The following is a 22,253-nucleotide window of genomic DNA, read 5'->3' on the forward strand; positions in this document are numbered from 1 at the left end:
AATGGGCGCGCCCAGAGGACGCGCCCAAGTAATTGAATTCAATGAGTTTACAGAGTTAGCGTTTGGCTCTGATAAGTTCGTCCAACATCTCATCTGCAGTGGTGATAACCCTTGTATTCGCCGCAAAGGCGCGCTGGGTTACGATCAGTTTTGTGAACTCGTCAGCCAGATCGACGGTGGATTGTTCCAGGGAGGAGGGGGCAATCAACCCAGCCCCGCCCGTATTGGCAACTTTGACCACGGCCTGACCCGAATTGTCGGTCTGGCTGTAGACGTTCCCCGATACCGGTTTCAGGCCATCGGCATTGTTAAAGGTGACCAGCGGAACCTGGAACAACTGGCGGGATTCGCCATTATCGAACAGGGCTGTTACGACACCCAACTCGTTGACTGAGACAGAAGAGAGGGAGCCAAATTGCTTCCCATTCTGATCCACATCATTCAGCACGCTGGTACCGTCAAACTGTGTCACACCATTCGTGCCGCCAATTGTCCCGAAGTCGATTGCGATTGTTTCACGGTCCTCAGAGGTGGCACCATTGCCGTCATAATCTATTACCAGATCCAGGACACCCAGCGCCGAATTCCCTGCCGCAGTGATATCCCCCCCGGCAAGGTTCGATCCGACCGAGGCCAAGGTACCGTTCGGATTGAAGGTAATCGTGCCCAGCACGGCGCCGTTCGCAATCAAGGCTGTATCGGCGACGCTGTCAGTTTCTTCATCCCCATCGGAGAGAATGCCATCGCCGGCAGTACCACCGCTTGCAGCGGGTGTCCCATCATCGATTGTGATTGTGCCATCATCGTTGGCGTCGATATCAACCAGGGATGTGCCGGCGCTGGTCGCACCGGTGATGGTCCAGGTATTTGCAGCTGCGCCTGACTTCGTGAATGTCAGGGTCAGGGTCCGTTCCGCCCCCTTGCGGTCGAAAATCTGGACGGAGGTATCATAGGTTCCGCCGGTCGCCGTCGCGTCCTGCAAGTTCGCGCTGAGCGATACAGAGGAAGTCGAGACTGGTGCTGCGGATTGACCCGCCACATTGACGCCATTCATGGCGCTGAGCACGTTTGTCACATCAAAACCGGTATCCGTTGCATTGCGCGGAAAGCCCATCAGATAGAACCCGGCGGTATTGACAAGGTTTCCGTCTTTGTCAGCGCGAAATTCCCCGGCCCGTGTATAGAAAATGTCACCGGTGGGCTCATAAACACCGGTTGTCGTGTTGAAGGTCAGCCCATCGGTCACAGCAAAAAAGCCGTTTCCGGAAATCGCGATATCCGTCGATGCCGTTGAGGCGGCCAGCAGACCTTGAGCATTGATTTCCCTACCCACACTGGACTGAACACCCCCAGAAGCGAAGGCTGATTCAGACCCTTGCGTCGTTACCAGAGTCGAAAACCGGGCGCGGTTCACCTTATAGCCAACGGTATTCACATTGGCGATATTATCTGAAATCATCGCCATGGATTGGCTTTGAGCGAACAAGCCCGACACGCCTGAGCGCAGACCACCGAAAATACTCATTGCCTAACTCCTCTTTTCCTCAAAGGCGCAATCTGGGATCATATCCTGATACTGCGCGGGGCCATTGCTAGGCCGTTGGATCCTCAACACGAAGCACTTTACTCAGCGGAATTTTGACAGGGCCCATCAACAGCGTTGTTGTCCCGCCGTCAAATTCGACACCTGTTACGGTTCCGCCGGTTTTGTAAGTTGGATCAATTGGTTCATCGTCTTCCGTCACGGCACCAACCTGGAAGCTGTATGCCCCGGGCGGGACGGGGTTGCCGTTCTGATCTGTACCGTCCCATGAGACGTCATGATCCCCATATGTGGTTGGCATGTTCTGAACCAGTCGCACCAGTTCCCCCGCGCCATTATAAATTTCCATTGTCGCGCGCTTCGCTTCTTCAGGAAGGGCATAGGACAGGGTAACGGGATCACCCTGGAAGTTGACTTCGTTATAGTCAGCCTTGATTTCCTGCCCAATGTAGCCGACGGCGGCCGTAGCCTCGTTCTGGCGGTTCAGGGTGATCAGGTCTTCCAATTGACCGCTTTGCCGCACGGATTGTTCGACATCCGCAAACATGACCAGCTGATTGGTAAATTCGGTCGTGTCCATAGGGGACAAGGGGTCCTGATTCTGCAACTGGGTCGTCAGAATGGTCAGGAAATTGTCGAAGTTATTTGCAAGACTGTTCAACGCCTCCGTTTGCTTCTGGGATTGCGTTGGCACATTGGTCTGCGTCGATAACAACGAATTGATATCATTGGCCATGGTTTGCTCTCCTTATGCCGATGTCGCAACGGATATGTCCGCCACATCGGGCATGGTTCTATCCGGAATTGGGCGCTTAGATTTTAACATCCAGTCGCCCATCTCCATCGAAACCACCGGTTTGTTCAAAAATGAAACCTGTATTGATCAAGTCATCCAATCCATCTGCGGTTTGGCCTGACACATTATTCCCCTGGGCATGGTTCTGCTGTGATCCATTGCCCGAATTTTGATTCTGAAGCGTGAAGCTCAGACTGTTCTGGTCTGCCTGAAGACCGGCATTGTTTAATGATTGCAGAAGGGTGCGCGCATCCTGGCGCAGCATATCCAGAGTTTCCGGACGTTCTGCTGAAACAATCGCAGTCATCTTGCCTTCATGGGTCATTTCCATTTTGACCTCGACGCGCCCTAATTCAGCCGGACGCAACTGTATGGTGATGCGATCATTGCCCTGGGCCAAACCACGACTGATATTTACAGCCACTTGATCTGCCACGACATGTGCAGGAACGGGCGGCGGGCGTGAGGCGTTGGCTGTGGGGGCGGGCGTACCGCGCTGTTGAATGCTGTTATTCGCGCCCAGGCTGGCTGTCGTACCAGTGGCGGCGTCGACAGTGGTGCCGCTTTGCGTTGATCCGGTCAGGCTGGAAGCTTGTGTGCCCATACTGGTCGCGACCTGTTGTGTATTAACGGTCGGATTAGCAACGGCGGCGGCCTGTTGTGCGGCCGCTCCAACCTTCGAAGGATCCGCGCCATTTTGCGCGGCATTTGCGCCTTGTGCATTTGCCTTCTTGGAGTCGCCTTTAACCCGGTTAAAGATATTATTGACCGCAGAGTCTGCCTCTGCTGTGGCATCGCCTTCCGCCTCGGCCTGAGACAAGGCGGCGGCATCGCCCTTTTTGGCTGCGGTGTCGGCGGCCACTGCGGCCTTTGCCGATAGGGTGTTTTGTGGTTGCGACGAAATCTGTGCCGCGTCATCCGTAACCGTTGCCGTCATTTTTGGTCCCGAATTCTGGACGGCCTTCTTAGCCTGCTCCAGAATCTCGGGGGAGACGCTTTCTCCCTTCGCAACCTGGGCTGCTGCAGCCTGTTGCGCTTCTTTTGCTGAACCGTTGGATTGCGTGGCGGCTGAATTGGCTTTCGCGTCGCCCGCCTGTGTGGTGCCTTTTTCAGAAGAAGCCGGGGCGGTGTTCTCGTTAGCGCCTGTGCCAGTCTGCGCGACGGAACTGCGATCCGCGGGTCCATTCTGTAAATCACGCCGCTGGGACGGCTCCACTGGGGCGTGGGCAACTGGCGTTGTGCGATCATCCTGGTCCCGATCATCCCGGGGCGCATCGTCAATGGATTGGTCGCGCGCACGGTCGTCGCGGCGATTGTATATCGGTGTCGGGTTCTTGTCGGCGCTGGCCTTTTCCGGCATTTTAAGCTGTTGGTCCGCACGGGTGAAATTGACATTGGTTTCAAGGCGACCCTTCAGAATCTGGGCAAATCGCGCTTCGGCAGAAGGCGCAGTCTCCTTGTCTGCGGTGTTCGCGCGATCTTGTTGCGAGCGGCTGGTGTCCGTCGCGCCAAACAGGTCTTGGGTTTTGTCGTTCACAGTGTTTACGGACATAATGTGTCTCCGGGGTCATTCCTGCCTGGTTAACAGCAATCTCCGGGCCAGTTTCAATTGGCATGCTTAAATATATGAATTATATATGATTTTTAACGTCGGAACAGAATGAGGGGGAGTATCGAAGCGTCCATGTGGGCAGTTTCATCCGAGCAGATTTAGTGCAAGCGGGAATCTTCTGCCGTGGGGCAGTCGGCATCATCGCCCATCCCCAAAAAGCAAAAATGCCCTGGATACAAGGCACCCCTCAGCGCCCCGAAACAAGCGCTGTCTGTTACTGAAACGTCCTACGCCGAATAATTCGGTGCGTCAGATTGAGGTATCAAAGGCGCGAGACGCCGAGTCCCCGCGAGTGCTGATACGGTCTACCTGAGACTGCAGAAATTCAATCAGGTTTTCCGATGGAATGCGGCGCAACACTTCTTCCGTGTTGGGCAACAAAACTTCCAGGAAAACCACATCGGTTTCCGCATCAATACCCACACGAGTCTTCAGGCCCTGAATCTGCAGTTCTGGCAGAGCAGAGACACCCTGTTCCCGAACGGAGCGTTCCTGACGACGCAGGGCATCATCCTCACGGGTATTGGGTTGCGCAGAATCAGTCGTCGCGGTGACGACATTATCAGGCACGTTCTGAACCGTGGTGGTGGCCCCGGCTTGTGTGGTTGCGTTTGGTGCCTGCTGAGTCTGGCTATTCTGCGACAGCGGCACAGGGGGTGTAACGTTGATTTCCATTTTAAACCTCCTCGACAGCTTCTGCTATCGTTCTTATGGTCCTTAGAGCATTCAAAAACCGGCAAAAGTTCCTAAAAACTCTAATCCATAGTGCATAATATGGCTGATTTTGTGCAAAATTGCAAGAGGTGTCGATTCGCCGCACGGGTTGGCGTTGTGGGCGACACGGCTTATAGTGAGGTCTAGTCCCGCTGCAGATGTTATTAGAGGAACCGGTCATGCCCCTGCGCATTAAACTACCATCGAAAGAACGTATCATTATAAATGGGGCCGTCCTTGAAAATGCGGGGGAGGCGACAACGATCATCCTGCACAATCACGCCGACATCTTGCGCCGCAAGGAAGTGATGAGTGAGGCCGACGCGCAAAGTCCGGCGCGTCGGGTCTATTATGCTCTGCAATGTGCTTATATGTTTGAAGATGAGCGTCCACGCTATCAACAAATGGCGCAGGAGTTGCTCAATCAATACAGCTCCGCTGCGCCCAGCAGTGCAGATATTATTACAAAAATTCAAACGGAGATCGGTGCAGGGCGTCTGTACAACGCGTTGCGGGCGTCACATTCCTTGATCGAGCACGAAACAGAACGCTTCAAAAGTCTTGGTCTTTGGCCAGGCCTTGAAGAGGAATCTGAATTTTACGATGAAGACCAGGACGCCTGATACCGCGTCAGCTAGACAGATTTTTTACAGGCATAAAGCCGATTTAAGGCTTCGGTGAACGGCGTTGTCGGCGTTTGCGTTGTAACGGACCGCATTTCAATTAATATCCAGTTATTGCATAGTGAGGGATATCCCTAAGTTTTGTTGACAATCCTAGTTTCGTAATGTTACTTAGGGATATGGCTAACTATGAATCAAATCTAGACCTCTGCTTCTCAGCTCTTGGTGACCCAACAAGACGTATGATCCTGCAGCGTCTTGCCCAGGGGGAGGCAAGTGTCAGCGAACTTGCCAAACCGCATGACATGGCGTTGCCGTCCTTTATGGAACATCTGAGAAAACTTGAAGCGGCGGGTTTAGTAACGACCAGAAAGCAAGGACGCACCAGGACATGCGAATTGTCCCCGACCGCTTTTACACCAGCAAAAAACTGGTTGAGCGAGCAAAGCGCTGTATGGGAAGCGCGTCTTGATGGTTTTGATAATTACATCAACACCTTGATGAAAGAACCAAACACATGAATCTCGACCCAAATACCGACCTTACATTTACCCGCAGGCTCAATGCCCCTCGTTCTTTGCTATGGGAATGCTGGACGACACCGGAACACATCAAACATTTCTTCATGCCCAAACCACATTCTATTGATAGCTGTGAGATTGAGCTGCGGGTGGGGGGCAGGTTCAATACCGTCATGAATATCGATGGTAATCAAATACCCAACGAAGGAGTATTTCTTGAGATCGTGGATGGTCGGCGTCTGGTGTTCACAGATACGTACAGCGAAGGATGGAAACCTGCGGCTGATCCATTCATGACCGCCATTATTGAATTCGAAGACGACGACAAGGGCGGAACAACCTACACAGCGACAGTTCGGCATCGCTCGCCGGAAGCCCGCCATACGCATGAAGAAATGGGGTTCTTCGAGGGATGGGGGACGGTCGCAGCCCAACTTGAAGAATACGCGAACCGCCTCGGGTAAGATGGTGGCACGGCGCTATCAAACTATGGTTTGTTTGAATTGCAGTTGTTAGCGCCGGCCGCCGCAAGGGGCGGCTAGCGGTTCCGATTCCTGATGAACCTATCGCGGTCGTCCGAACGTGCTGATGGGTGTGTAGATCCAGTTGAATGCACGAATTCGGCGGTCCAGTTCCACCGGATCCACATTTCCCGGGACAACACGCATGGCATTGTATTGGGCCTGTGTCGTTTTCTGTCCCGACCACTGGACGCCGTTCCCAGGAATGTCCCGGTCCAGTTGTGCAAGCGCGGTTGCGTTCATCAGGAACAAGCGGGCCAACCGCTGATAGGCCAGGATTGCGATTGCATGAGATGTATTGCAGTTGGCAATTGAGAAGATCTCACAATCCAATATTTCCCCTTCATCGACACGCGGCACCATGCGATGGAATGTGACGCCGTATTCCTGTTCACCCGCATAGCAGGCAAAAGCAGACGGGCGATTGCCCGGATAACTGGGGGGGCCTGGATGAAAATTGTAGCCGCCGTTGGAAAAGGCGGCCAGAGCATAGGCGGGGGCGATAATGGATGTCGAAAAACCGATCAGTCTGGCGCGCGGCGACAGCTTCGGTAGGGCTTGGTCTAACATTTCAAGGGTGCTGGCATGTGCCAGGCTGAGGCTGGTATCGATCCGTGAAAAGGCCGCAGCCTGAAAGGCGGCTTCCGGTTCATTCATAAGCAGGACGATATCGATTGGGATGCGCGCCGATAAAGGGTCGGGCGGTAGCGAAGACGCTGGTTTTTCCGCGTCTTCTCTCACGCCTCTCGATCGGTTTTGTCGGCGCTGACCTGACTGTCTGCCGGAATGTTTGCCGGGGCCTCTGCCGCGTCGGCCGGGGGCGTCAATCCATGCAGCTCAGCATATTCTTTTCGCAGCCGTTCTGCCTCTTGCGGGTCATCCGAAGGGCTGCCCAGAAGGCCTGCGCCAATCTGCCGGTTGATGTTGATCAGCACGGGCAGCTTGGAGGCATCTGGAGTCCCGATTAACTCAGCAGATTTCTTGTCGATAAAATTTGACAGGTTGATCAGGTTTTCCCGGATTTCACGGGGCGTCTGGCATTCTGGATCAACCAGTTCTGCCTGAAAGATTGTCCAGACACGCCAGTTCAATCGAACGACATCGCGGATCGCCGCGCCGTCGTCTGGGTTTCGTGCAGCCTCATCCATGCGGCGTGCTAATTCAACCAGCGCATATCCTTCCGCTGCTTGAGGAGGCGCTTTTTCAAGTGCTGCACGTTGTTGACTTGCATATGGATTGGACATGCCTACCCGTTCTCTTGTTGATAATCTATCGGCAAAGGGATCACTCTAAAGATGCTGAATTGCTCCGATGTTCTCCACCTTATACTTTGTCAGTATAGAATACATTCGTAAAGCGAGCGTTAACGTAACCTGGGACAAAATTATAAGTAATTTACGAGTGATAGACGGTTTGTATCGGCGATTGTTGAATAAGACGCTTCCAACTGTGTACGCAATGCGGCAATTCGCGTCGCGACTTCTGCATCATTGGCGACAGTCAGGTCGGTCAGTGCAGATTGTGAGATGTTGATGAAGCTGGTGTGTATTTCCTTGGTGCGCGACAGTTCATTGATAACTGTGCCGTTGCGCGCCTGTAATTGCCGCAGTTCAACGCGCGCGTTATCCAGGGTGTTGCGGGCTTCCCCCAGGAATTCTTCGCGTTCAGGCTCTGTCAGACCAGTTTGCGCGGCGGACTTCAAGCGCAGGAGCCCCTCAATCAAATTCTGGAAGGCGGGTTCATTGGCCGTGATATTATAGACGATTGGTTGCGAGTCGGCGATTGTGACCTTCATCGCCTCATAGGCTTTTGAATCGACCGTGCCTGCCGCTGTGAAGCCGGTGTGATAGGATTCTGTCGTGGCGGCGCCGCCCGCATCAACCACATGCTCCGGCAGCGTATCCGCGGTTTCAATTGCATTCGCCGCTGCCGGGGCAGAGCCCAGGTCGGTGGCGTTGTAAAGCGACAGGGTACGAAGGTCGCGCACAGGCGCATCGCTGAAATTGGTGCCAGCAAAAATAAACCGGTCACCCAGTTTGATATTCAGGTTGGCCTCTACTTCCAGCATGAAGTTGTTGGCCAGAACCGTTGTCGTGTTCGGAAAGTCCACATCATTGGTCGACAGCGGCTCGGCGGCATTCAGCGCATCCGTTGCCACCTGGACAAGCCGCTCCAGGATCGCGTCATAGGAATCCGTCGTGCTTTCCGTGATATCGATCGAGTTTGTGTAGGCTTTTCGCGCCTCTATATCTTTGCGCAGGTCAACAATTCGCGTTGAATCCTTGCCATAGAATTTCAGCTCTTCAAATTTATTCCCGGTGCCAAGCGAATAGTTCAACTGATTGAGCTTCGATTGACCACTGTTGATCAAGAAGAGATTCTGGCTGAGCGTGCCTGTCGCGCTGACTCTTGATACCATGACGTCCGTTCCTTGTTCTGGCTGGTTTCCTGAAGGTCCGCTTCTGCGGGTACAACTGTTTAGCCTGATAGGGTTTAAGCAAACTATGTGCCAGAATATGGCGTGAACGACATGGGCGGGGTATTTTCTCTGTCAGGCGATGGAATATTTTTTTGAAAAAGGCTCTTGACAGGGTTGTAGGTCCGCCCTTATCTTCCGGGTTACCGAACAACTCGGTCCGTCTCGCAGAAGCGTGACGTTATATTTGGCAATCCAGAAAGGACCATAGCCATGTCTTCAGATATTACCCTCACAGGTGCACAACGTAGCGCTCTGCTCACACTGCAGAACGTTGCTGATTTGTCTGACCGCACACAGAACCGTTTGACGACCGGTAAGAAAGTAAACTCGGTTGTCGATAACGCTGTGGCGTTCTTCCAGTCCAAATCCCTGAATGACCGCGCGGCTGACTTTACCGACCGCAAAGACGGCATTGATCAGGGCATTTCATCCATTACCGCCGCTCTTGGTGGTCTGGAGCAGCTGGATCAGTTGCTCAAGCAGATGAAAGGTGTCGCGGAAGCATCGAAAACTCAGACAACGACGGAACGTGCTTCTGCAACCACTCAGTTCCAGGAATTGGGCAACCAGATTTCCCTGCTGATCGAAGACGCCAGCTATCAGGGCTTGAACCTGTTGAACAATACCGGGTCTCAGCTGGATGTTGCCTTCTCAACGCGGACATCATCCCGCCTGCAGGTTGATGGTTTTGACTTGAACGCGACATCCGTGACGGCGACCGGAACCCGGTCTTTGTTTACCGGGATCAACACGGTCAATGCTGCCGGTGGTTTTGACGCTTCGCTTGATTTCGTTGGTATTTCGGCTTTGTCGGGTACCGGCTTGGCCTCTACCGACGCAATGACCTTCTCGAACTTTAACCAGATCGGGACCAACAACTCCTATATCGGCGCTGTTGATCAGATCATCACCAACTTGGACTCCGCCATTAGCCGCGTTCGTGCGACATCGGCTGAATTGGGGACCAACGTTGCTATTCTGCAGACCCGCTTGGACTTCACGAATGAATATGTGAATACCCTGCAGGGTGGTTCGGACAAGTTGACCCTCGCGGATCTGAACGAAGAAGGGGCCAACCTGGTCGCCTTGCAGACCCGCCAGCAGTTGGGCATTCAGTCTCTGTCAATCGCCGGTCAGCAGCAGCAGGCCATTCTGGCGCTCTTGAACTAAAACAGCCTTAGGGTTGTGACGGACTATTGATTTTGGGGGCCCGGTTTTTATCGGGTCCCCATTTTCGTTTCAGCCATCATGGGGTGTGCCTGTTATCGGATCTCTGCAAGAAAAGCTGTCGAAAGTCATCGAATCATAAGACTTTCACGGTAGCGGTCCTGTACCGTCACTCGGCGCGTCCTCCATTCAGAAAGCCTTGGCCCGATGTCTGATGATTTCCATCTAAATATTTCTGACTTTGACATAGATTTTTCGACCCCATCGGGATTGGGAAGCACGTCTGATCCCGTGCAAGAGATTCTGACGCTGTTGGAAGAGGATAAGACAGCCGAAGCGTTGGATAAGGTTGATGCCTATCGGTCTGTTGTTGGCGCGACCCCTCTCATGCGCCACTTGCTGGCTTTGACGATCTTCAGGCTGGGCCGTTTGCTTCCTGCTTTGAAAGTGATGCGGGCTGCCCATGAAGATTTGCCCGATGCCTATGAGCATGCCGAAATATTGTCTGTGCTTTACTCCTCTGTTGGAAAGCACAGTGATGGCGTTTTTTACGCGAAACTCTCTACCGCATTGAAGCCGTATTATCCACAATATCAATTGGTTCCGTCCTGGATGACGTCTGCTGGGACTGCGTTATTGGCGACAGAGGAAAATCCCCTCGTGGATTATGGCCATGGCTATCTGTCGAATGGCGATGTCACAAAGGCGACGGCCTGTTTCCTGGATGCAATTGAACTGGATCACCAGAACGCGTCGGCCTGGCGCGGATTGATCGAAGCAAAACAGCGAAATGGTCAGGTCGGTCACAGCCTTAAGGCAGCCGAAGCCCTGGTTGAATTAGATGATCATAATGCGGATGATTTGTTGCTATACGCACGTTGTTTGGTAAATGCCGGTATGACAGGGAATGCCTGGACCGCCGCGCAGCGGGCACTGCAGGCTGAGCAGGAAGATCCCGTTTCTATCGCAAAATGTCTGCCGGGGCTGGTGCGCTATGATGAAACAGTTTCGCCAGATCGAGCCTTGGAACTGGCGCGGTCCTGGAATACCCTTGCTGATCTTCCCAGAGAGCCATTGAAAATCACCACACGGAATTCCGATGATGAATTGTTCCGCGTCGGTATCCTCAGTGGGTCGATGCATATCCGCTCAGAACGTGCGCCGTTCCTGTCGACGATTGAGGAATGCCTGTCACGCACCGCGCATATTTACTTCTATGCAAATAATCAGGTGGAAGATGCCATATGCCGTCGCCTGCGACGGGGGGCGGCCGCGTGGCGCAATATCTATCGCGTGGATGATGAAACTGTCGCGACCATGATGCGCAATGATGAAATTCAGGTGCTGATTGATCTGGATGGGTTCGATTGGACGGGGCGCCCTGGAATTGTTCAACGCATGCCGGCCCCGGTGGTTCTGTCCGCCTTTGGCGCGCCGGGCTGTATTCCCGGGGCAGACAGGGGCGCTTTGGCATTAGGGGAACCAGATTTCCCGCTATATACCGACGCAAAACAGGCGGTTGATATCCCCACCGGTCTGTCGACCTGGCCCCTATACGAGGATATGGAAGAGGATATTCCAGACTCCAAGGTGACGGGCGCGATGCGTGTTTTAATCGATGCCCCGGTTGGTCGACTGTCCGAGTCATTCTTGCAATGCGTGGCGGATTCCGTGCGCCAGGGCTTTCATGGCACGCTGGTCCTCTATGGAGAGGGCGATAATGACGAGATTACGCAGGAGATACTGCGGGAGCGTTTTGCAAATGCTGGTCTGAATCTGAATACGGTTGAGCGTGTTTCAAGACAGAGCCCGTTGGATGAAGTGATTGATGGCGTTGATTTGGTGCTGGATACATTTCCACTTCCCAGTGTTGAGGTCGCGTTGACAGCGCTGCGCCATGGGGTGCCTGTATTGACCCTACAGCCGGATCGGCCCGAAAATGCGGCGGTGGTCAGTCTGCTGCGCAGTCTGAAACTGGACAGATGGGTTCAATCGGATGCGGCCGGCCTGGCAAAAGAGCTGGCAAATCTATCAGCTGATCCGCAATCCTTAAGATCTACACGGCAGGATCTGGCAAAAAGTGTGCTGGATGCAGGGACAGTTTTGACGATCAATCAGCGTGGCCGGGAATTTGCGGCCCTGTTCGATAAACTTCTGGCACAGGCGGCGGAGCAAGCATGATTAAGATACTGGATCTGACCAAGGACCCCGAAGCGTGCGAAAGATTTGAACGCAATCTTGCTGCCCTGGCGCGGCATGATCCGGACCTGGCACAGCAATTGCGCGCGATTGATACGCCTGTTTCAAAGATCGTAGAAGTCGGCGACGATCTTAATCTGGATATCGGTCATACGTTATTTTATGACACCGGCGTCCGACAATTCGTGGATGAACAGTATTCAGCCTATGCCGCCGATCCCTACCGCATTGAAATTGGCTGGCCTGTTCGGGATAACTTCCCCCCGCAATTGATGACCAAAATGGCGATTAAGCGCCTGACCTATGGCGCAACGGCGCTGGGCATCGAAAAGCAGAAAGAAAACAAGCAGCAGGGCATAACTGGATTTGCCGTCTCTATCGGTGTTGGTATTGGGGATCATATCGGCCGCATGCTGAATGATTATGAGGCGCAATCCCTGATCGCCGTGGAACAGTTCATCGAATTCCTGTGGCATTCCTTATATCTGAACCCCTGGGATGAATGGATTGAACTGGTTGAACGCCGTAAGGGTCAGGTTTTCTTTATTCTGGATGACAATGCCGTTTCCGTGTCTTCGGAACTGACAACCGCCTTGCGATCAGACAATGGCGGCACGCTGGATGGAACGCTGGTTTACACCCATTACCGGTCGCATCTGGTGCGGGAAATTCACAAGGGCCTGTCGGATCAGATATCCTATATCGGGTCCAATCGTGGATTCTTTGAAGACGAAAACATCATGATCATGAACGCAACGCGCAATTTCCTGGCGCGCGATTATGCTGTGTGGCGAACCCGGCCAAGACGGGAAAAATTATGTCCGGCCTTTGTTGTGGCGGCGGGGCCATCGGTCGATATGGCGCTGGATACGATCCGCAAATACAAGGATCAGGTGGTCCTGATTTCCTGTGGGTCCGGCCTTAAGGTTCTGCTGTCTCAGGGGATCCGGCCAGATTATCATATCGAGGTCGAAAACACCTTCGGTCAGGCGGAAATCTTAGAGCGTGTTGCGTCCCAATATGACCTGTCGGGCATAACCTTTGTTGGGGCCGCGACGGTTAACCCGCGCACCGCCGCTGTTTTTGACAAGGCAATATTCTTTCATCGCGACACGGTCTGCTCGTCTCGTTTTTATGAAATGAACGAAGAACCGATGTATCTGGCGGTGCCAACGGTTTCCAATGGGGGCGCCCGTTTTGCCTTGGGGATGGCGTTTAAGGAGGTTTATCTGTTCGGCGTCGATTTGGGCAGCCGGATACCAGATTATCACCATTCCAAGTCGTCTGGGTATTACACGGATAAAGACTTCATGTTCTCTTTCCATGGCACGAAAGAGTCGACCGAAATGAACCTGACGATGGACGGGAATTTTGGCGGCACAGTAACCACCCATGATGGGTTCCTGCTGAGCCGCCTGTTCATGCAGAAACTGACAAAAATGTTCAGCAGTTACACGGTTTACAACTGTTCGGATGGTGTCGAGATTCCGGGTGCCATTCCAAAACTGCCCCAGACGATTAAACTGACATCTACGCCCAAGGACCGGGAAACCGCCTTAATGTATGCGGATCGTGAAGTGGAAAAATTTGCCAAGGGTGAAGGCGTTCCCCTGGATCGGTTCTATGATCTGCGGCAGAAGACGGTCAATTGGTATCAGGACATTTACGCAGCCATCGCTGAGATGAAGACCGTGACCAAACCGGATCCATTCGCATCCTATGGAACTTTATGGAGCCTGTTTCAACCAAAGCCCGGCGAAGGGTTTGACCCTATCATGGCTGTGATCTGGCAGAACAATTACGGGACTTTGATGACCCTTTTTAATGTGTATTTCCGAATGCACCGTCGGGTGACGGAAGAGGAAGCACCCGCCATTTATCAGCTTTTTCTGGATGAGCTGAAGGGGTTCCTGAACGATATGGAAGTTATCCTGTTGAGCGTCCTAGATGAGTTGATTGGCGAGGTCGAGGCCGTAGCGGCAGAGAAGGTCAAAAGTGCTTAGGCACGGAGAGCGGGATTTAAAATGCACCTGTTTGGAATTGATCTGGCGGAACGACCGGCCCTGATTGCGGAAATTGGCGTCAATCATGAAGGCGATGTCGATAAAGCGGTTGAATTGGTGCGCCTGGCCGCGACGGCAGGGGCCGATGCCGTAAAGTTTCAAAGCTATACGCCAGAGCGCTTTATCGGCGCGGCGGATCCAGATCGCCTGGCCCGTGTCACGCGCTTTGGTCTGGATGAAGCAGCGCATCTGCGTTTGAAGGCGGAGGCACAACAGCACGGCGTCGCGTTCTTCTCCTCTGCAATCAGCGAGGATTGGGTGCCCTTTCTGGCACAGCATTGTGCCGCGATAAAGATCGCCAGCGGGGATGTGGATTTTGAACCGGTCATCCGTGCGTCTGCGGCCACAGGATTGCCGGTTATTCTGTCGACCGGTACGGCGACATTGGAAGAGGTCCAGGCAGCGGTGGATTGGGTCATTTCCGAAATGGGGATGGAGGCAGCGTCGGCGCGACTGGCCCTGTTGCATTGTGTTTCTGCCTATCCAACACCCCTGGAACAGGCGAATTTGTTGGCGATTTCGACACTGAAGGCAGTATTTCCGGATGTCACTATCGGCTATTCCAATCACGTCATGGGACCAGAGGCCCCGATTGCCGCAGTCGCCCTGGGCGCACAGATTGTCGAGGTGCATTTCACGGATCAGAAGGAGGGAAGGGCATTCCGCGATCACAGCCTATCTTGTGACGCAACGGATCTGGCCTATCTGGCCCGTATCCTGCCGGGCGTGGCGGCAAGCCGGGGCGACGGCGTGAAGCGACCACAGCCCTGTGAAGACGGGGTTGGGCCTGCCATCCGCAAAGGGCTGGTCGCGGCAAGAGATCTGCCCGTGGGGCATGTTATCACGGGTGCTGATATCTTCTTCGCCCGGCCTGCGACGGAATTTCCGGCGTCCTGCTATCACGACGTATTGGGTAAAACCGTGACAGAAGCGGTGGCCAAGGGGCATTCCTTGCGCCGAACCGCCATTTCGGGATAGGGCATTATGTGCGGCATTGCCGGGCGCCTTGCCACATCGCCGCTGTCCCCAGATCGGCGCGCTGTTGCCATGTCACGCATGACCCAGCGGGGACCGGACGGCAATGGTGTATTCGATGTGCAACGCCCGGATGGTCAATTCCTGGATCTGCTGCACAGTCGCCTATCGATCATCGATTTGAACACCAGATCCGATCAGCCCTTTCGCAAGGATGGCTGGGTTCTGATCTATAATGGCGAAATATACAATTACCAGGAACTGCGGGCGCAATTGCAGCAGAAGGGTCACAGATTTCAAACCAGCGGCGATACAGAGGTTTTGTTGGAGGCGTGGCGCGCCTGGGGCTTAGGCGCGCTGGACCGTTTGGTTGGCATGTTTGCCTTTGCGATTTATCAGGAAGACAGCGGGACCCTGACCCTGGCCCGGGACCGGTTCGGGGAAAAACCCCTATACCTTTGGGATCGGGGATCAGAGGGGCTGTTTTTCGCATCAGAGATCAAGGTTCTGACCGCGCTGGCCGGGGCTGTACCCGCCATTGATAGCCTGCATATGCAACGCTATCTGGTGAATGGCTATAAGGGTCTGATGAAAGACCATCGGACATTTTTTGCTGATGTTCGGGAAGTGCCCGCCGCCCATGCCCTGGTGGTCGAGGCCGGCGAAGCCCCGGTTTTGCAGCGCTATTGGCAACTGACCTATCAGCCACAGGATATCAGCGCGAAACAGGCGCAAGAGGCTGTGGATGCCGCGCTGGAGAATGCGATTTTCCGAACTCTTCGGGCCGATGTCCCCGTGGCTGTCCGGCTGTCGGGCGGCATTGATTCCAATGTGATTGCGGGCATGGCGCACCATCGGCTTGGTCAGGATATAACCTGCTTTTCGATTATCGAAGAAGACTGGCGCTATGATGAATCCGCGATGATCGCCGAAGGCCTGAAAGGGTTGGGCGTGCCCAATCACCAGATATCCATTCCACGGGAGGGATTTCTGGATCGATTGCAGGACATGATCGCCTATTTCGATGGGCCGCCTTTGACGATTTCCTATTATCTGCACTATCTGGTCAGCCAGAAAATTCATGACGAAGGGTTCAAGCTGTCCCTGGGCGGGACCGGCGCGGATGAAGTGTTCAGCGGCTATTATGATCATTACCTGTTCTGGCTGGCAGAAATGCAGGATGAACCGGATTTTGGGGATCTAATAGCCGGGTGGCGCGGCAGCTATGGGCAATTCGTGCGTAACCCATTCCTGCAAAACCCACGGGCGTTTATTCAGCATCCCGATAATCGTGACCATATCTTTCTGGGCGCGGAGGATTTTTCGGAATTCCTGACACAGCCCTTTTCGGAACCGCATCAGGAAGATGACCTCTGTGCGGCAATCCTGCGAAACCGCATGATGAATGAATTGGCGCGGGAAACCGTTCCGGTCATGCTGCACGATGATGATCTGGCCGGGATGCGCTGGTCTGTCGAAAACCGCGCACCCTATCTGGATAAGGATCTGGTTGAGTGTCTGTTTTCCATTCCCAGCCAGCATTTGATCCAACAGAATTTGCCAAAGTATCTGTTGCGTCAGGCGGGACGGGGAATGGTGCCAGACGTCATTCTGAACAATCCGCGCAAACAGGGAATCAATGCGCCGGTGACATCTTTTGTCGATTTCACGGACCCTCAGATAAAAGAAACGTTGTTGGCTGACAGTCCGTTTTTTGACTATGTGGACCGGGATCGATTTGCGGCATTTCTGGGGTCTGACATTGCGCGCAATAGTGACAGTAAGTTCCTGTTTTCATTGCTGGCTGCGCGCTTGTTTGTGGATCATCATTCACGGTTGAAGGAGTAAGCCGATGCGCTATTGCACCCAGTGTATTTTGCCCGATACGCGCCCTGGCATAAGCCTGGATGCGAATGGTGTCTGTACGGCCTGTCACGGCCACAGGGATAAGGAAACCAGGATTGATTGGACGGCGCGCGAGGCGGCGTTCCAGACCCTGGTGGAGCAAACCAAGGCGCGTTCCCAAGGCTATGATTGCATCGTGCCGGTCTCTGGCGGCAAGGATAGCTGGTATCAGGTGATCATGGCAAATAAGTATGGTCTATCGGTGCTGGCGGTGACCTGGCGGACCCCGGCCCGAACCGAGATTGGTCAGAAAAATCTGGAAGGAATGATCCAGAATCTGGGCGTCGATCACATCGACTATACTGTGTCGCCTGATGTAGAGCGCCGCTTTATGAAGGCCGCGTTTGAAGAGCGCGGGACGACAGGGCTGCCGATGCATATGGCCCTGTTTGCGATCCCCATTCGACTGGCGGTGCAACTGCGTATCCCGTTGATTTTGTGGGGTGAAAACCCACAATTGGAATATGGCGGCAATGAGCTTGAGCGGCTGTCGGATACGCTGGATTCGGATTGGCTGGCGCGGCATGGCTGCCTGGAATCGACAGATGCGGATTACTGGTGTGGCAAAGAAGGGCTGACGAAAAGTGACCTGCTGGCGTATCAGGTGCCAAAGGATACCGATTTTACAGTCCGGTCTGTCTTTTTGGGAGCATTCTTTAAATGGAACAGTTACCAGAATGCCCGTATCGCGCAAGATTCGGGATTTGAATATGGTAAACAGGATTTGAAAATTGGAACCTGGGACTTTGCCGATATTGATTGTGACTTCATTTCATTGCATCATTTTTTAAAATGGTACAAATTTGGATTTACGCGTGACTTTGATAACCTTTCTGTGCAAATCCGCTATGGCATGATTGACAGGGGGGAAGCAATTGCCCAAATCAGGGAAAAGGGGTGGCAGGCACCTGAACAAGATATTGCCGCTTTCTGCCGGTTTCAGGGGAAACCGGAATCCTGGTTCTGGTCTGTATGTGAAGGCTTCAGGAACACGGATATTTGGACGAAAAGGGCTGGCGTTTGGTATATCCCGGACTTTCTGATACCAGACTGGCAATGGACTTAAACAGATTTGATTGGTTGGATATTTTGCGATGATGGAGCCTAAAAACCTGCGTGTGGGGATACTGACAACAGATACTCCCCATCATACGCATTTCGTCGAGGCCCTGTCCAAGAATTGGAACATCGTCCGCGTTTTTGAAGAAAAGCGAACGACCAGCGCGACGTTTGAAACCAATCACCAGTTGGAAGAACAAGGCGCGCAATACGAAATTGAGTGTTGGTTTGAGGGAAAATCGCGGGGCTTGTCTGATGTCGCGGACGTACAGACATTCGCTGATTTGAACGATCCGGACGCGCTGGATGCAATGCGCGATGCCCATTGCGATGTGCATCTGGCATTTGGCACCGGTCGCCTGGAACAATCGGTTATAGACATCACCCCGGATCGGATTGTTAATCTGCATGGCGCAGATCCAGAACATTATCGCGGGCTGGATACGCAGTTATGGGCGGTTTATCACCGTGACTATCGGGGGCTGATCACCACCTTGCACAAGGTCAGTCCGAATCTGGATCGGGGCGGCGTTATCATGAAAATGCCCCTGCCGTTGACCCGCGATATGCAACTGTATCAACTGCGCAAGGTGAATACGGAAGTCTGTTTGGATATCTCGCATCGCGGTCTGGACATGATGGCGACCTATGGGCAGTTTATCAGCCAGCCACAATTGTATATCGGGCGGCATTATTCCTTCATGCCCGCCGTGCTGAAGGATCGCTGTATCAAACAATTCGCGGAATTCACGGCAACGCTGTGACCCAGGAACCCCCGCAATTCGATCCCGCCTGTTTAACCGACATTAATTGCCCGGTGACCGGCGCGATGGATTGGGAAGTGGTTAAATCCTATACGGCTCCGCCCGATGGTGAAACGGACTTTGGCATCACGCCCTATCGGCGCGATCTGTTACGCAGCCCGTCAACGGGGCATGTTCTGAACCATCACCATTTTGATCTGTCCGGTCTGTACAGCGGCGACTATTGGGATCGCACCTATGGCGGTGGTCGTATGGCCCAGACCTATGACAAGATCATGGCGCTGCCCCCTGAGCAATCCGACAACCGTCAGCGCGTTGCCTATGTGCAATCGGTTTGGTCCACCTATGGGCCCAGGGGAGGGGATCGCACCGTGCTGGATGTCGGGTCCGGCCTGGCAGTCTTTCCATCGGCAATGGCCCAGGCCGGGTGGACCGCAACAGCCCTGGACCCGGATCCCCGTTCCGCCCAACACGCAATGGAAAAGGCCGGCGTAGAGGGTATGGTCGCAGATTTCATGACGGACACGGTCTCTCGTCGTTTTGCGCTGGTGACATTCAATAAAGTCCTGGAACATGTGCCAGACCCGGTCGCCATGTTGCGCCGCGCCCGCCCGATCCTGCTGCCTGGTGGCGGAGTTTATGTTGAACTGCCAGATGGGGAGGGGGCTCTGGCCGCCGTTGGACCAGACCGGGAAGAATTTTTCGTGGAGCATCACTGCGCCTTCTCGGCCCTGTCATATGCCATGCTGGCCCGAAAAGCTGGCTTTAGAGTGCAACGATTGGACCGGGTGATAGAACCCAGCGGCAAATTTACTTTGCGGGGGTATATGATGCCTGAGGAGACCCCCCAATGACCCCTGTGGGCTTTTCCGAACGCCCTTTCGATGCGTCTATCCTGGGCAGACCGGTATGGTGCCTTGACGATGTCGCGCAGGCAAAAAATGCGGTGACCGATGCCCAACGAGAGTCTATCGGCCTGATGTTCCGGCGGGGGGACGCCTCTGAAGGGGGAATTCTGGAACCCCTTGGTTTTCGTAAGATTGAGACATTGATAACGCTTGGCTGTGCGCTGCCGGGTCAGAAGCAAAGGCTTCCAACTGGGATCGGTATCGCGCAGGCCACGGATGCAGATGCAATCGCGGATCTTGCGGCAAGGGCCTTTCGCAGTGACCGCTGGCACAGTGATCCTGAAATTCCAGATGATCGCGCGGATGCCTATAAGGCGGCCTGGGCCCATAATGATGTTTTGGGCCGTGCGGGTGTCACGCTGGTTACCCTGAATGCTGCTGGGGAAATCACGGGGTTCAACGCCTTGTTGTTTCGCGACGATGCGCTGGTTGTCGACCTGATCGCCGTTGCACCGGATCATCAGGGACATGGAAATGGCAGCCGTCTCGTTACAGCCGCAATCGCATATGGGGCAGGGCGCTTTAAGACCCTGCAGGTTGGCACTCAGTCCGCGAATACTGCGTCATTACGTCTGTATCAGAAACATGGACTGCAAGAGATCAGGCGTGCCGATACCTGGCACTGGACACCTTCATGAACAAAGGGGCAATGATCAGCCCCTTCATTCCTTCTGTGGCAGGCGCGAGAGCAGGCGCGTGCCAAGCCCGCTGGGTAAGGCCCGCAATATCCAGCCGATACAGCGCATTTGCCAGGGGAAGGATATCTTTGCCGTTCCCGCGCTCAACCCTGCCAGTATGATCTGTGCGGCACGGTCCGCTTCCATGAAAAAGGGCATGCTGAATGTGTTCTGATCCGTGATGCGGCTGCGCACGAAGCCTGGACAGATCACGCATATCGTCACGCCGTGATGCGCGTAACGCCCCCGCAATCCTTCGCCATAGGCCAAGACAGCGGCTTTGGCTGCGCTATAGGCCGGTGCGCTGGGCAAGCCGCGATTGCCTGCAATGGAACTGACCATCCCAATCGTACCGCGCCCCCGCGTCCTCATACAGTCCAGGGCCGGATGGACCGTGTTCAGGACACCGGTCAGATTGACATCGAATATACGGCGAATGGTGGCTTCATCCTCGCCCCCTGAAATGCCTGCATTTGCCAGCACGATATCCAGCGGTGCAGCAATGTCTGCATCAATGATCCATTCACGCATCGCAGTCTGGTCCGTGACATCAACAACCGTGGCGGATACGGTGGCACCCTGATCCCGGCAGGCTGTTGCGACAGCCTGCAAACGATCCGAATCGCGCCCGGAAAGCGCAAGCGTGCAGCCCCCCTGACCATAGCGTTGGGCATAGGCCAGGGCGACAGCTGCGCCAATGCCGCTGGACGCGCCGGTGATCAGGATCGATATCATAGTTGTAGTGTGGCGATGGCGGGCACGGGCTGCAAGCGTCCCATCATGCTTCCATAATCATGCGGATCATGACAAAAGACCCTGAATTACAGAAAGGATGCCCGATATGACCGTATCCAGCATGACTGGTTTTGCCCGGACGGAGGGGGAAGACGACCTGATCCGCTGGGTCTGGGAAGCACGCAGTGTGAATGGAAAATCGCTGGATGCGCGCATCCGGGTGCCATCCGGCTGGGAACAGTTCGACCCTGTGATCCGCAAGGCGGTTCAGGAGCGGTTTAAGCGCGGCAATCTGACGATCAATCTGGAGGTAAAGCCAATCCTTGGAAAATCCATGGTGCGCATTAACGACGCCTTGTTGGATGATCTGATTCAGCGGTGCGAGGCATTTGGGGAACGCCCGCGTCTGGATATGCTGTTTACCGTGCGGGGCGTTGTAGAGGCTTCGGAGCAGGATCCTGGTGATCTGGCCAGTGATCCAGATCGCCTGTCGGCGGTTCAGGGCAGCCTGGATGATGTTCTGGTCCGCCTGTCGGATGCCCGTGCAGAAGAAGGCGCGCGGATCGACACGGTCCTGAGGGATCACTTGGGGGAGATTGAGACCCTGGTCGAAGATGCCGAACGGTCGGAAGAAGCAACACCCCAAGCCATTCGGGATCGATTATGGGCCCAGATTTCTGATCTATTGCCCCAGGATGGCGCGATCCCTTCAGAACGACTGGCGCAAGAGGCAGCCATTCTGGCGACAAAGGCAGATGTGCGCGAAGAGATTGACCGCCTGAAGGCGCATGTCGATGCAGCCCGCGATTTGCTGCGCGATGGGGTCGGAATTGGCCGTCGGTTTGACTTTTTATGTCAGGAATTTAACCGCGAGGCCAATACCCTGGCGTCGAAATCCTCCTCTCTGGACCTCACCCGAATCGGACTAAACCTCAAAGCCGTTATCGACCGCCTGCGTGAGCAGGTTCAAAATCTAGAATAAGGGTGCCAAG

At 54.2% G+C, this 22,253-nt stretch carries 21 protein-coding genes; 13 read left to right on the top strand and 8 right to left on the bottom strand.

Going from position 1 to position 22,253, the window contains the following annotated elements:
- Window positions 1-55 precede the first annotated feature (55 nt).
- From ACOSDR_RS02875 to ACOSDR_RS02890, 4 genes are all read right to left on the bottom strand, one after another.
- The gene (locus ACOSDR_RS02875; RefSeq protein ID WP_420724388.1) at window positions 56-1,525 is read right to left on the bottom strand and encodes a flagellar hook protein FlgE; all 1,470 of its coding nucleotides are present in this window, start codon (window positions 1,523-1,525) and stop codon (window positions 56-58) included.
- 67 nt (window positions 1,526-1,592) lie between these two features.
- Window positions 1,593-2,279, bottom strand: coding sequence for a flagellar hook assembly protein FlgD (locus ACOSDR_RS02880; protein WP_420724387.1), 687 nt, complete (start codon window positions 2,277-2,279; stop codon window positions 1,593-1,595).
- A 76-nt stretch (window positions 2,280-2,355) separates the two neighbouring features.
- Window positions 2,356-3,891 (bottom strand): flagellar hook-length control protein FliK, encoded by a 1,536-nt coding sequence (locus ACOSDR_RS02885; protein ID WP_420730322.1) that lies wholly within the window; start codon window positions 3,889-3,891, stop codon window positions 2,356-2,358.
- Window positions 3,892-4,200: 309 nt separating this feature from the next.
- Window positions 4,201-4,626 carry a hypothetical protein gene (locus tag ACOSDR_RS02890; RefSeq protein WP_420724385.1) on the bottom strand — a complete coding sequence of 142 codons (426 nt, stop codon included), beginning with the start codon at window positions 4,624-4,626 and terminating at the stop codon, window positions 4,201-4,203.
- Between the two features lie 218 nt (window positions 4,627-4,844).
- On the opposite strand from ACOSDR_RS02890, the gene ACOSDR_RS02895 reads away from it, so the two are divergent.
- From ACOSDR_RS02895 to ACOSDR_RS02905, 3 genes are all read left to right on the top strand, one after another.
- A complete protein-coding gene (locus tag ACOSDR_RS02895) occupies window positions 4,845-5,288 on the top strand; it encodes a flagellar biosynthesis repressor FlbT (protein WP_420724384.1) in 444 nt (147 codons plus the stop codon).
- A 179-nt stretch (window positions 5,289-5,467) separates the two neighbouring features.
- Entirely contained in the window at window positions 5,468-5,809 is a 342-nt protein-coding gene (locus tag ACOSDR_RS02900) for an ArsR/SmtB family transcription factor (protein WP_420724383.1), read from the top strand.
- Complete coding sequence (locus tag ACOSDR_RS02905) at window positions 5,806-6,273, top strand: SRPBCC family protein (RefSeq protein ID WP_420730323.1); 468 nt, start codon at window positions 5,806-5,808, stop codon at window positions 6,271-6,273. Before ACOSDR_RS02900 ends, ACOSDR_RS02905 begins: the two co-directional genes overlap by 4 nt.
- 99 nt (window positions 6,274-6,372) lie before the next feature.
- Here ACOSDR_RS02905 and ACOSDR_RS02910 read toward each other — a convergent pair whose 3' ends face one another.
- The 3 genes from ACOSDR_RS02910 to ACOSDR_RS02920 form a co-directional block, all read right to left on the bottom strand.
- A complete protein-coding gene (locus ACOSDR_RS02910) occupies window positions 6,373-7,071 on the bottom strand; it encodes a formyltransferase family protein (protein WP_420730324.1) in 699 nt (232 codons plus the stop codon).
- Window positions 7,068-7,574 carry a flagellar biosynthesis regulator FlaF gene (locus ACOSDR_RS02915; RefSeq protein WP_420730325.1) on the bottom strand — a complete coding sequence of 169 codons (507 nt, stop codon included), beginning with the start codon at window positions 7,572-7,574 and terminating at the stop codon, window positions 7,068-7,070. Before ACOSDR_RS02915 ends, ACOSDR_RS02910 begins: the two co-directional genes overlap by 4 nt.
- Window positions 7,575-7,714: 140 nt before the next feature.
- Window positions 7,715-8,749: a hypothetical protein gene (locus ACOSDR_RS02920; protein ID WP_420724379.1), complete on the bottom strand. Its 1,035-nt coding sequence runs from the start codon at window positions 8,747-8,749 to the stop codon at window positions 7,715-7,717.
- A 270-nt stretch (window positions 8,750-9,019) separates the two neighbouring features.
- Between ACOSDR_RS02920 and ACOSDR_RS02925 the strand changes: the two genes are divergently transcribed.
- From ACOSDR_RS02925 to ACOSDR_RS02965, 9 genes are all read left to right on the top strand, one after another.
- Complete coding sequence (locus tag ACOSDR_RS02925; RefSeq protein ID WP_420724378.1) at window positions 9,020-9,979, top strand: flagellin; 960 nt, start codon at window positions 9,020-9,022, stop codon at window positions 9,977-9,979.
- Window positions 9,980-10,183: 204 nt separating this feature from the next.
- Window positions 10,184-12,157, top strand: a complete 1,974-nt coding sequence (locus ACOSDR_RS02930) for a hypothetical protein (protein ID WP_420724377.1) — start codon at window positions 10,184-10,186, stop codon at window positions 12,155-12,157.
- Window positions 12,154-14,178 (top strand): 6-hydroxymethylpterin diphosphokinase MptE-like protein, encoded by a 2,025-nt coding sequence (locus ACOSDR_RS02935; RefSeq protein ID WP_420724376.1) that lies wholly within the window; start codon window positions 12,154-12,156, stop codon window positions 14,176-14,178. The genes ACOSDR_RS02930 and ACOSDR_RS02935 overlap by 4 nt, the downstream gene beginning before the upstream one ends.
- Before the next feature lie 21 nt (window positions 14,179-14,199).
- Window positions 14,200-15,216: an N-acetylneuraminate synthase family protein gene (locus ACOSDR_RS02940; RefSeq protein ID WP_420724375.1), complete on the top strand. Its 1,017-nt coding sequence runs from the start codon at window positions 14,200-14,202 to the stop codon at window positions 15,214-15,216.
- Between the two features lie 6 nt (window positions 15,217-15,222).
- The gene (asnB, locus tag ACOSDR_RS02945) at window positions 15,223-17,061 is read left to right on the top strand and encodes an asparagine synthase (glutamine-hydrolyzing) (protein WP_420724374.1); all 1,839 of its coding nucleotides are present in this window, start codon (window positions 15,223-15,225) and stop codon (window positions 17,059-17,061) included.
- A gap of 4 nt (window positions 17,062-17,065) precedes the next feature.
- The gene (locus ACOSDR_RS02950) at window positions 17,066-18,184 is read left to right on the top strand and encodes an N-acetyl sugar amidotransferase (RefSeq protein WP_420724373.1); all 1,119 of its coding nucleotides are present in this window, start codon (window positions 17,066-17,068) and stop codon (window positions 18,182-18,184) included.
- A 28-nt stretch (window positions 18,185-18,212) separates the two neighbouring features.
- On the top strand, window positions 18,213-18,941 hold the full coding sequence (locus ACOSDR_RS02955) for a hypothetical protein (protein WP_420724372.1): 729 nt from the start codon (window positions 18,213-18,215) through the stop codon (window positions 18,939-18,941).
- Entirely contained in the window at window positions 18,938-19,795 is an 858-nt protein-coding gene (locus ACOSDR_RS02960) for a class I SAM-dependent methyltransferase (protein ID WP_420730326.1), read from the top strand. Before ACOSDR_RS02955 ends, ACOSDR_RS02960 begins: the two co-directional genes overlap by 4 nt.
- The gene (locus ACOSDR_RS02965) at window positions 19,792-20,487 is read left to right on the top strand and encodes a GNAT family N-acetyltransferase (RefSeq protein ID WP_420724370.1); all 696 of its coding nucleotides are present in this window, start codon (window positions 19,792-19,794) and stop codon (window positions 20,485-20,487) included. Before ACOSDR_RS02960 ends, ACOSDR_RS02965 begins: the two co-directional genes overlap by 4 nt.
- Window positions 20,488-20,511: 24 nt before the next feature.
- Here ACOSDR_RS02965 and ACOSDR_RS02970 read toward each other — a convergent pair whose 3' ends face one another.
- Complete coding sequence (locus ACOSDR_RS02970) at window positions 20,512-21,261, bottom strand: SDR family NAD(P)-dependent oxidoreductase (protein WP_420724369.1); 750 nt, start codon at window positions 21,259-21,261, stop codon at window positions 20,512-20,514.
- Between the two features lie 106 nt (window positions 21,262-21,367).
- On the opposite strand from ACOSDR_RS02970, the gene ACOSDR_RS02975 reads away from it, so the two are divergent.
- Window positions 21,368-22,243, top strand: coding sequence for a YicC/YloC family endoribonuclease (locus ACOSDR_RS02975; RefSeq protein ID WP_420730327.1), 876 nt, complete (start codon window positions 21,368-21,370; stop codon window positions 22,241-22,243).
- The last annotated feature ends 10 nt before the right edge of the window (window positions 22,244-22,253 follow it).

The organism is Hwanghaeella sp. 1Z406 (genome assembly GCF_048892425.1).
Taxonomy (GTDB): Bacteria; Pseudomonadota; Alphaproteobacteria; order UBA8366; family Aestuariispiraceae; genus Pacificispira.

Bases quoted from the DNA above. Each gene is read 5' to 3' on its own strand.
- ACOSDR_RS02890 (WP_420724385.1), bottom strand. From the start codon at position 4,626: ATGGAAATCAACGTTACACCCCCTGTGCCGCTGTCGCAGAATAGCCAG.
- ACOSDR_RS02975 (WP_420730327.1), top strand. From the start codon at position 21,368: ATGACCGTATCCAGCATGACTGGTTTTGCCCGGACGGAGGGGGAAGAC.
- ACOSDR_RS02930 (WP_420724377.1), top strand. From the start codon at position 10,184: ATGTCTGATGATTTCCATCTAAATATTTCTGACTTTGACATAGATTTT.
- ACOSDR_RS02955 (WP_420724372.1), top strand. From the start codon at position 18,213: ATGATGGAGCCTAAAAACCTGCGTGTGGGGATACTGACAACAGATACT.
- ACOSDR_RS02895 (WP_420724384.1), top strand. From the start codon at position 4,845: ATGCCCCTGCGCATTAAACTACCATCGAAAGAACGTATCATTATAAAT.
- ACOSDR_RS02940 (WP_420724375.1), top strand. From the start codon at position 14,200: ATGCACCTGTTTGGAATTGATCTGGCGGAACGACCGGCCCTGATTGCG.
- ACOSDR_RS02880 (WP_420724387.1), bottom strand. From the start codon at position 2,279: ATGGCCAATGATATCAATTCGTTGTTATCGACGCAGACCAATGTGCCA.
- ACOSDR_RS02925 (WP_420724378.1), top strand. From the start codon at position 9,020: ATGTCTTCAGATATTACCCTCACAGGTGCACAACGTAGCGCTCTGCTC.
- ACOSDR_RS02905 (WP_420730323.1), top strand. From the start codon at position 5,806: ATGAATCTCGACCCAAATACCGACCTTACATTTACCCGCAGGCTCAAT.
- ACOSDR_RS02900 (WP_420724383.1), top strand. From the start codon at position 5,468: ATGGCTAACTATGAATCAAATCTAGACCTCTGCTTCTCAGCTCTTGGT.
- asnB (WP_420724374.1), top strand. From the start codon at position 15,223: ATGTGCGGCATTGCCGGGCGCCTTGCCACATCGCCGCTGTCCCCAGAT.
- ACOSDR_RS02965 (WP_420724370.1), top strand. From the start codon at position 19,792: ATGACCCCTGTGGGCTTTTCCGAACGCCCTTTCGATGCGTCTATCCTG.
- ACOSDR_RS02935 (WP_420724376.1), top strand. From the start codon at position 12,154: ATGATTAAGATACTGGATCTGACCAAGGACCCCGAAGCGTGCGAAAGA.
- ACOSDR_RS02875 (WP_420724388.1), bottom strand. From the start codon at position 1,525: ATGAGTATTTTCGGTGGTCTGCGCTCAGGCGTGTCGGGCTTGTTCGCT.
- ACOSDR_RS02920 (WP_420724379.1), bottom strand. From the start codon at position 8,749: ATGGTATCAAGAGTCAGCGCGACAGGCACGCTCAGCCAGAATCTCTTC.
- ACOSDR_RS02885 (WP_420730322.1), bottom strand. From the start codon at position 3,891: ATGTCCGTAAACACTGTGAACGACAAAACCCAAGACCTGTTTGGCGCG.
- ACOSDR_RS02950 (WP_420724373.1), top strand. From the start codon at position 17,066: ATGCGCTATTGCACCCAGTGTATTTTGCCCGATACGCGCCCTGGCATA.
- ACOSDR_RS02970 (WP_420724369.1), bottom strand. From the start codon at position 21,261: ATGATATCGATCCTGATCACCGGCGCGTCCAGCGGCATTGGCGCAGCT.
- ACOSDR_RS02915 (WP_420730325.1), bottom strand. From the start codon at position 7,574: ATGTCCAATCCATATGCAAGTCAACAACGTGCAGCACTTGAAAAAGCG.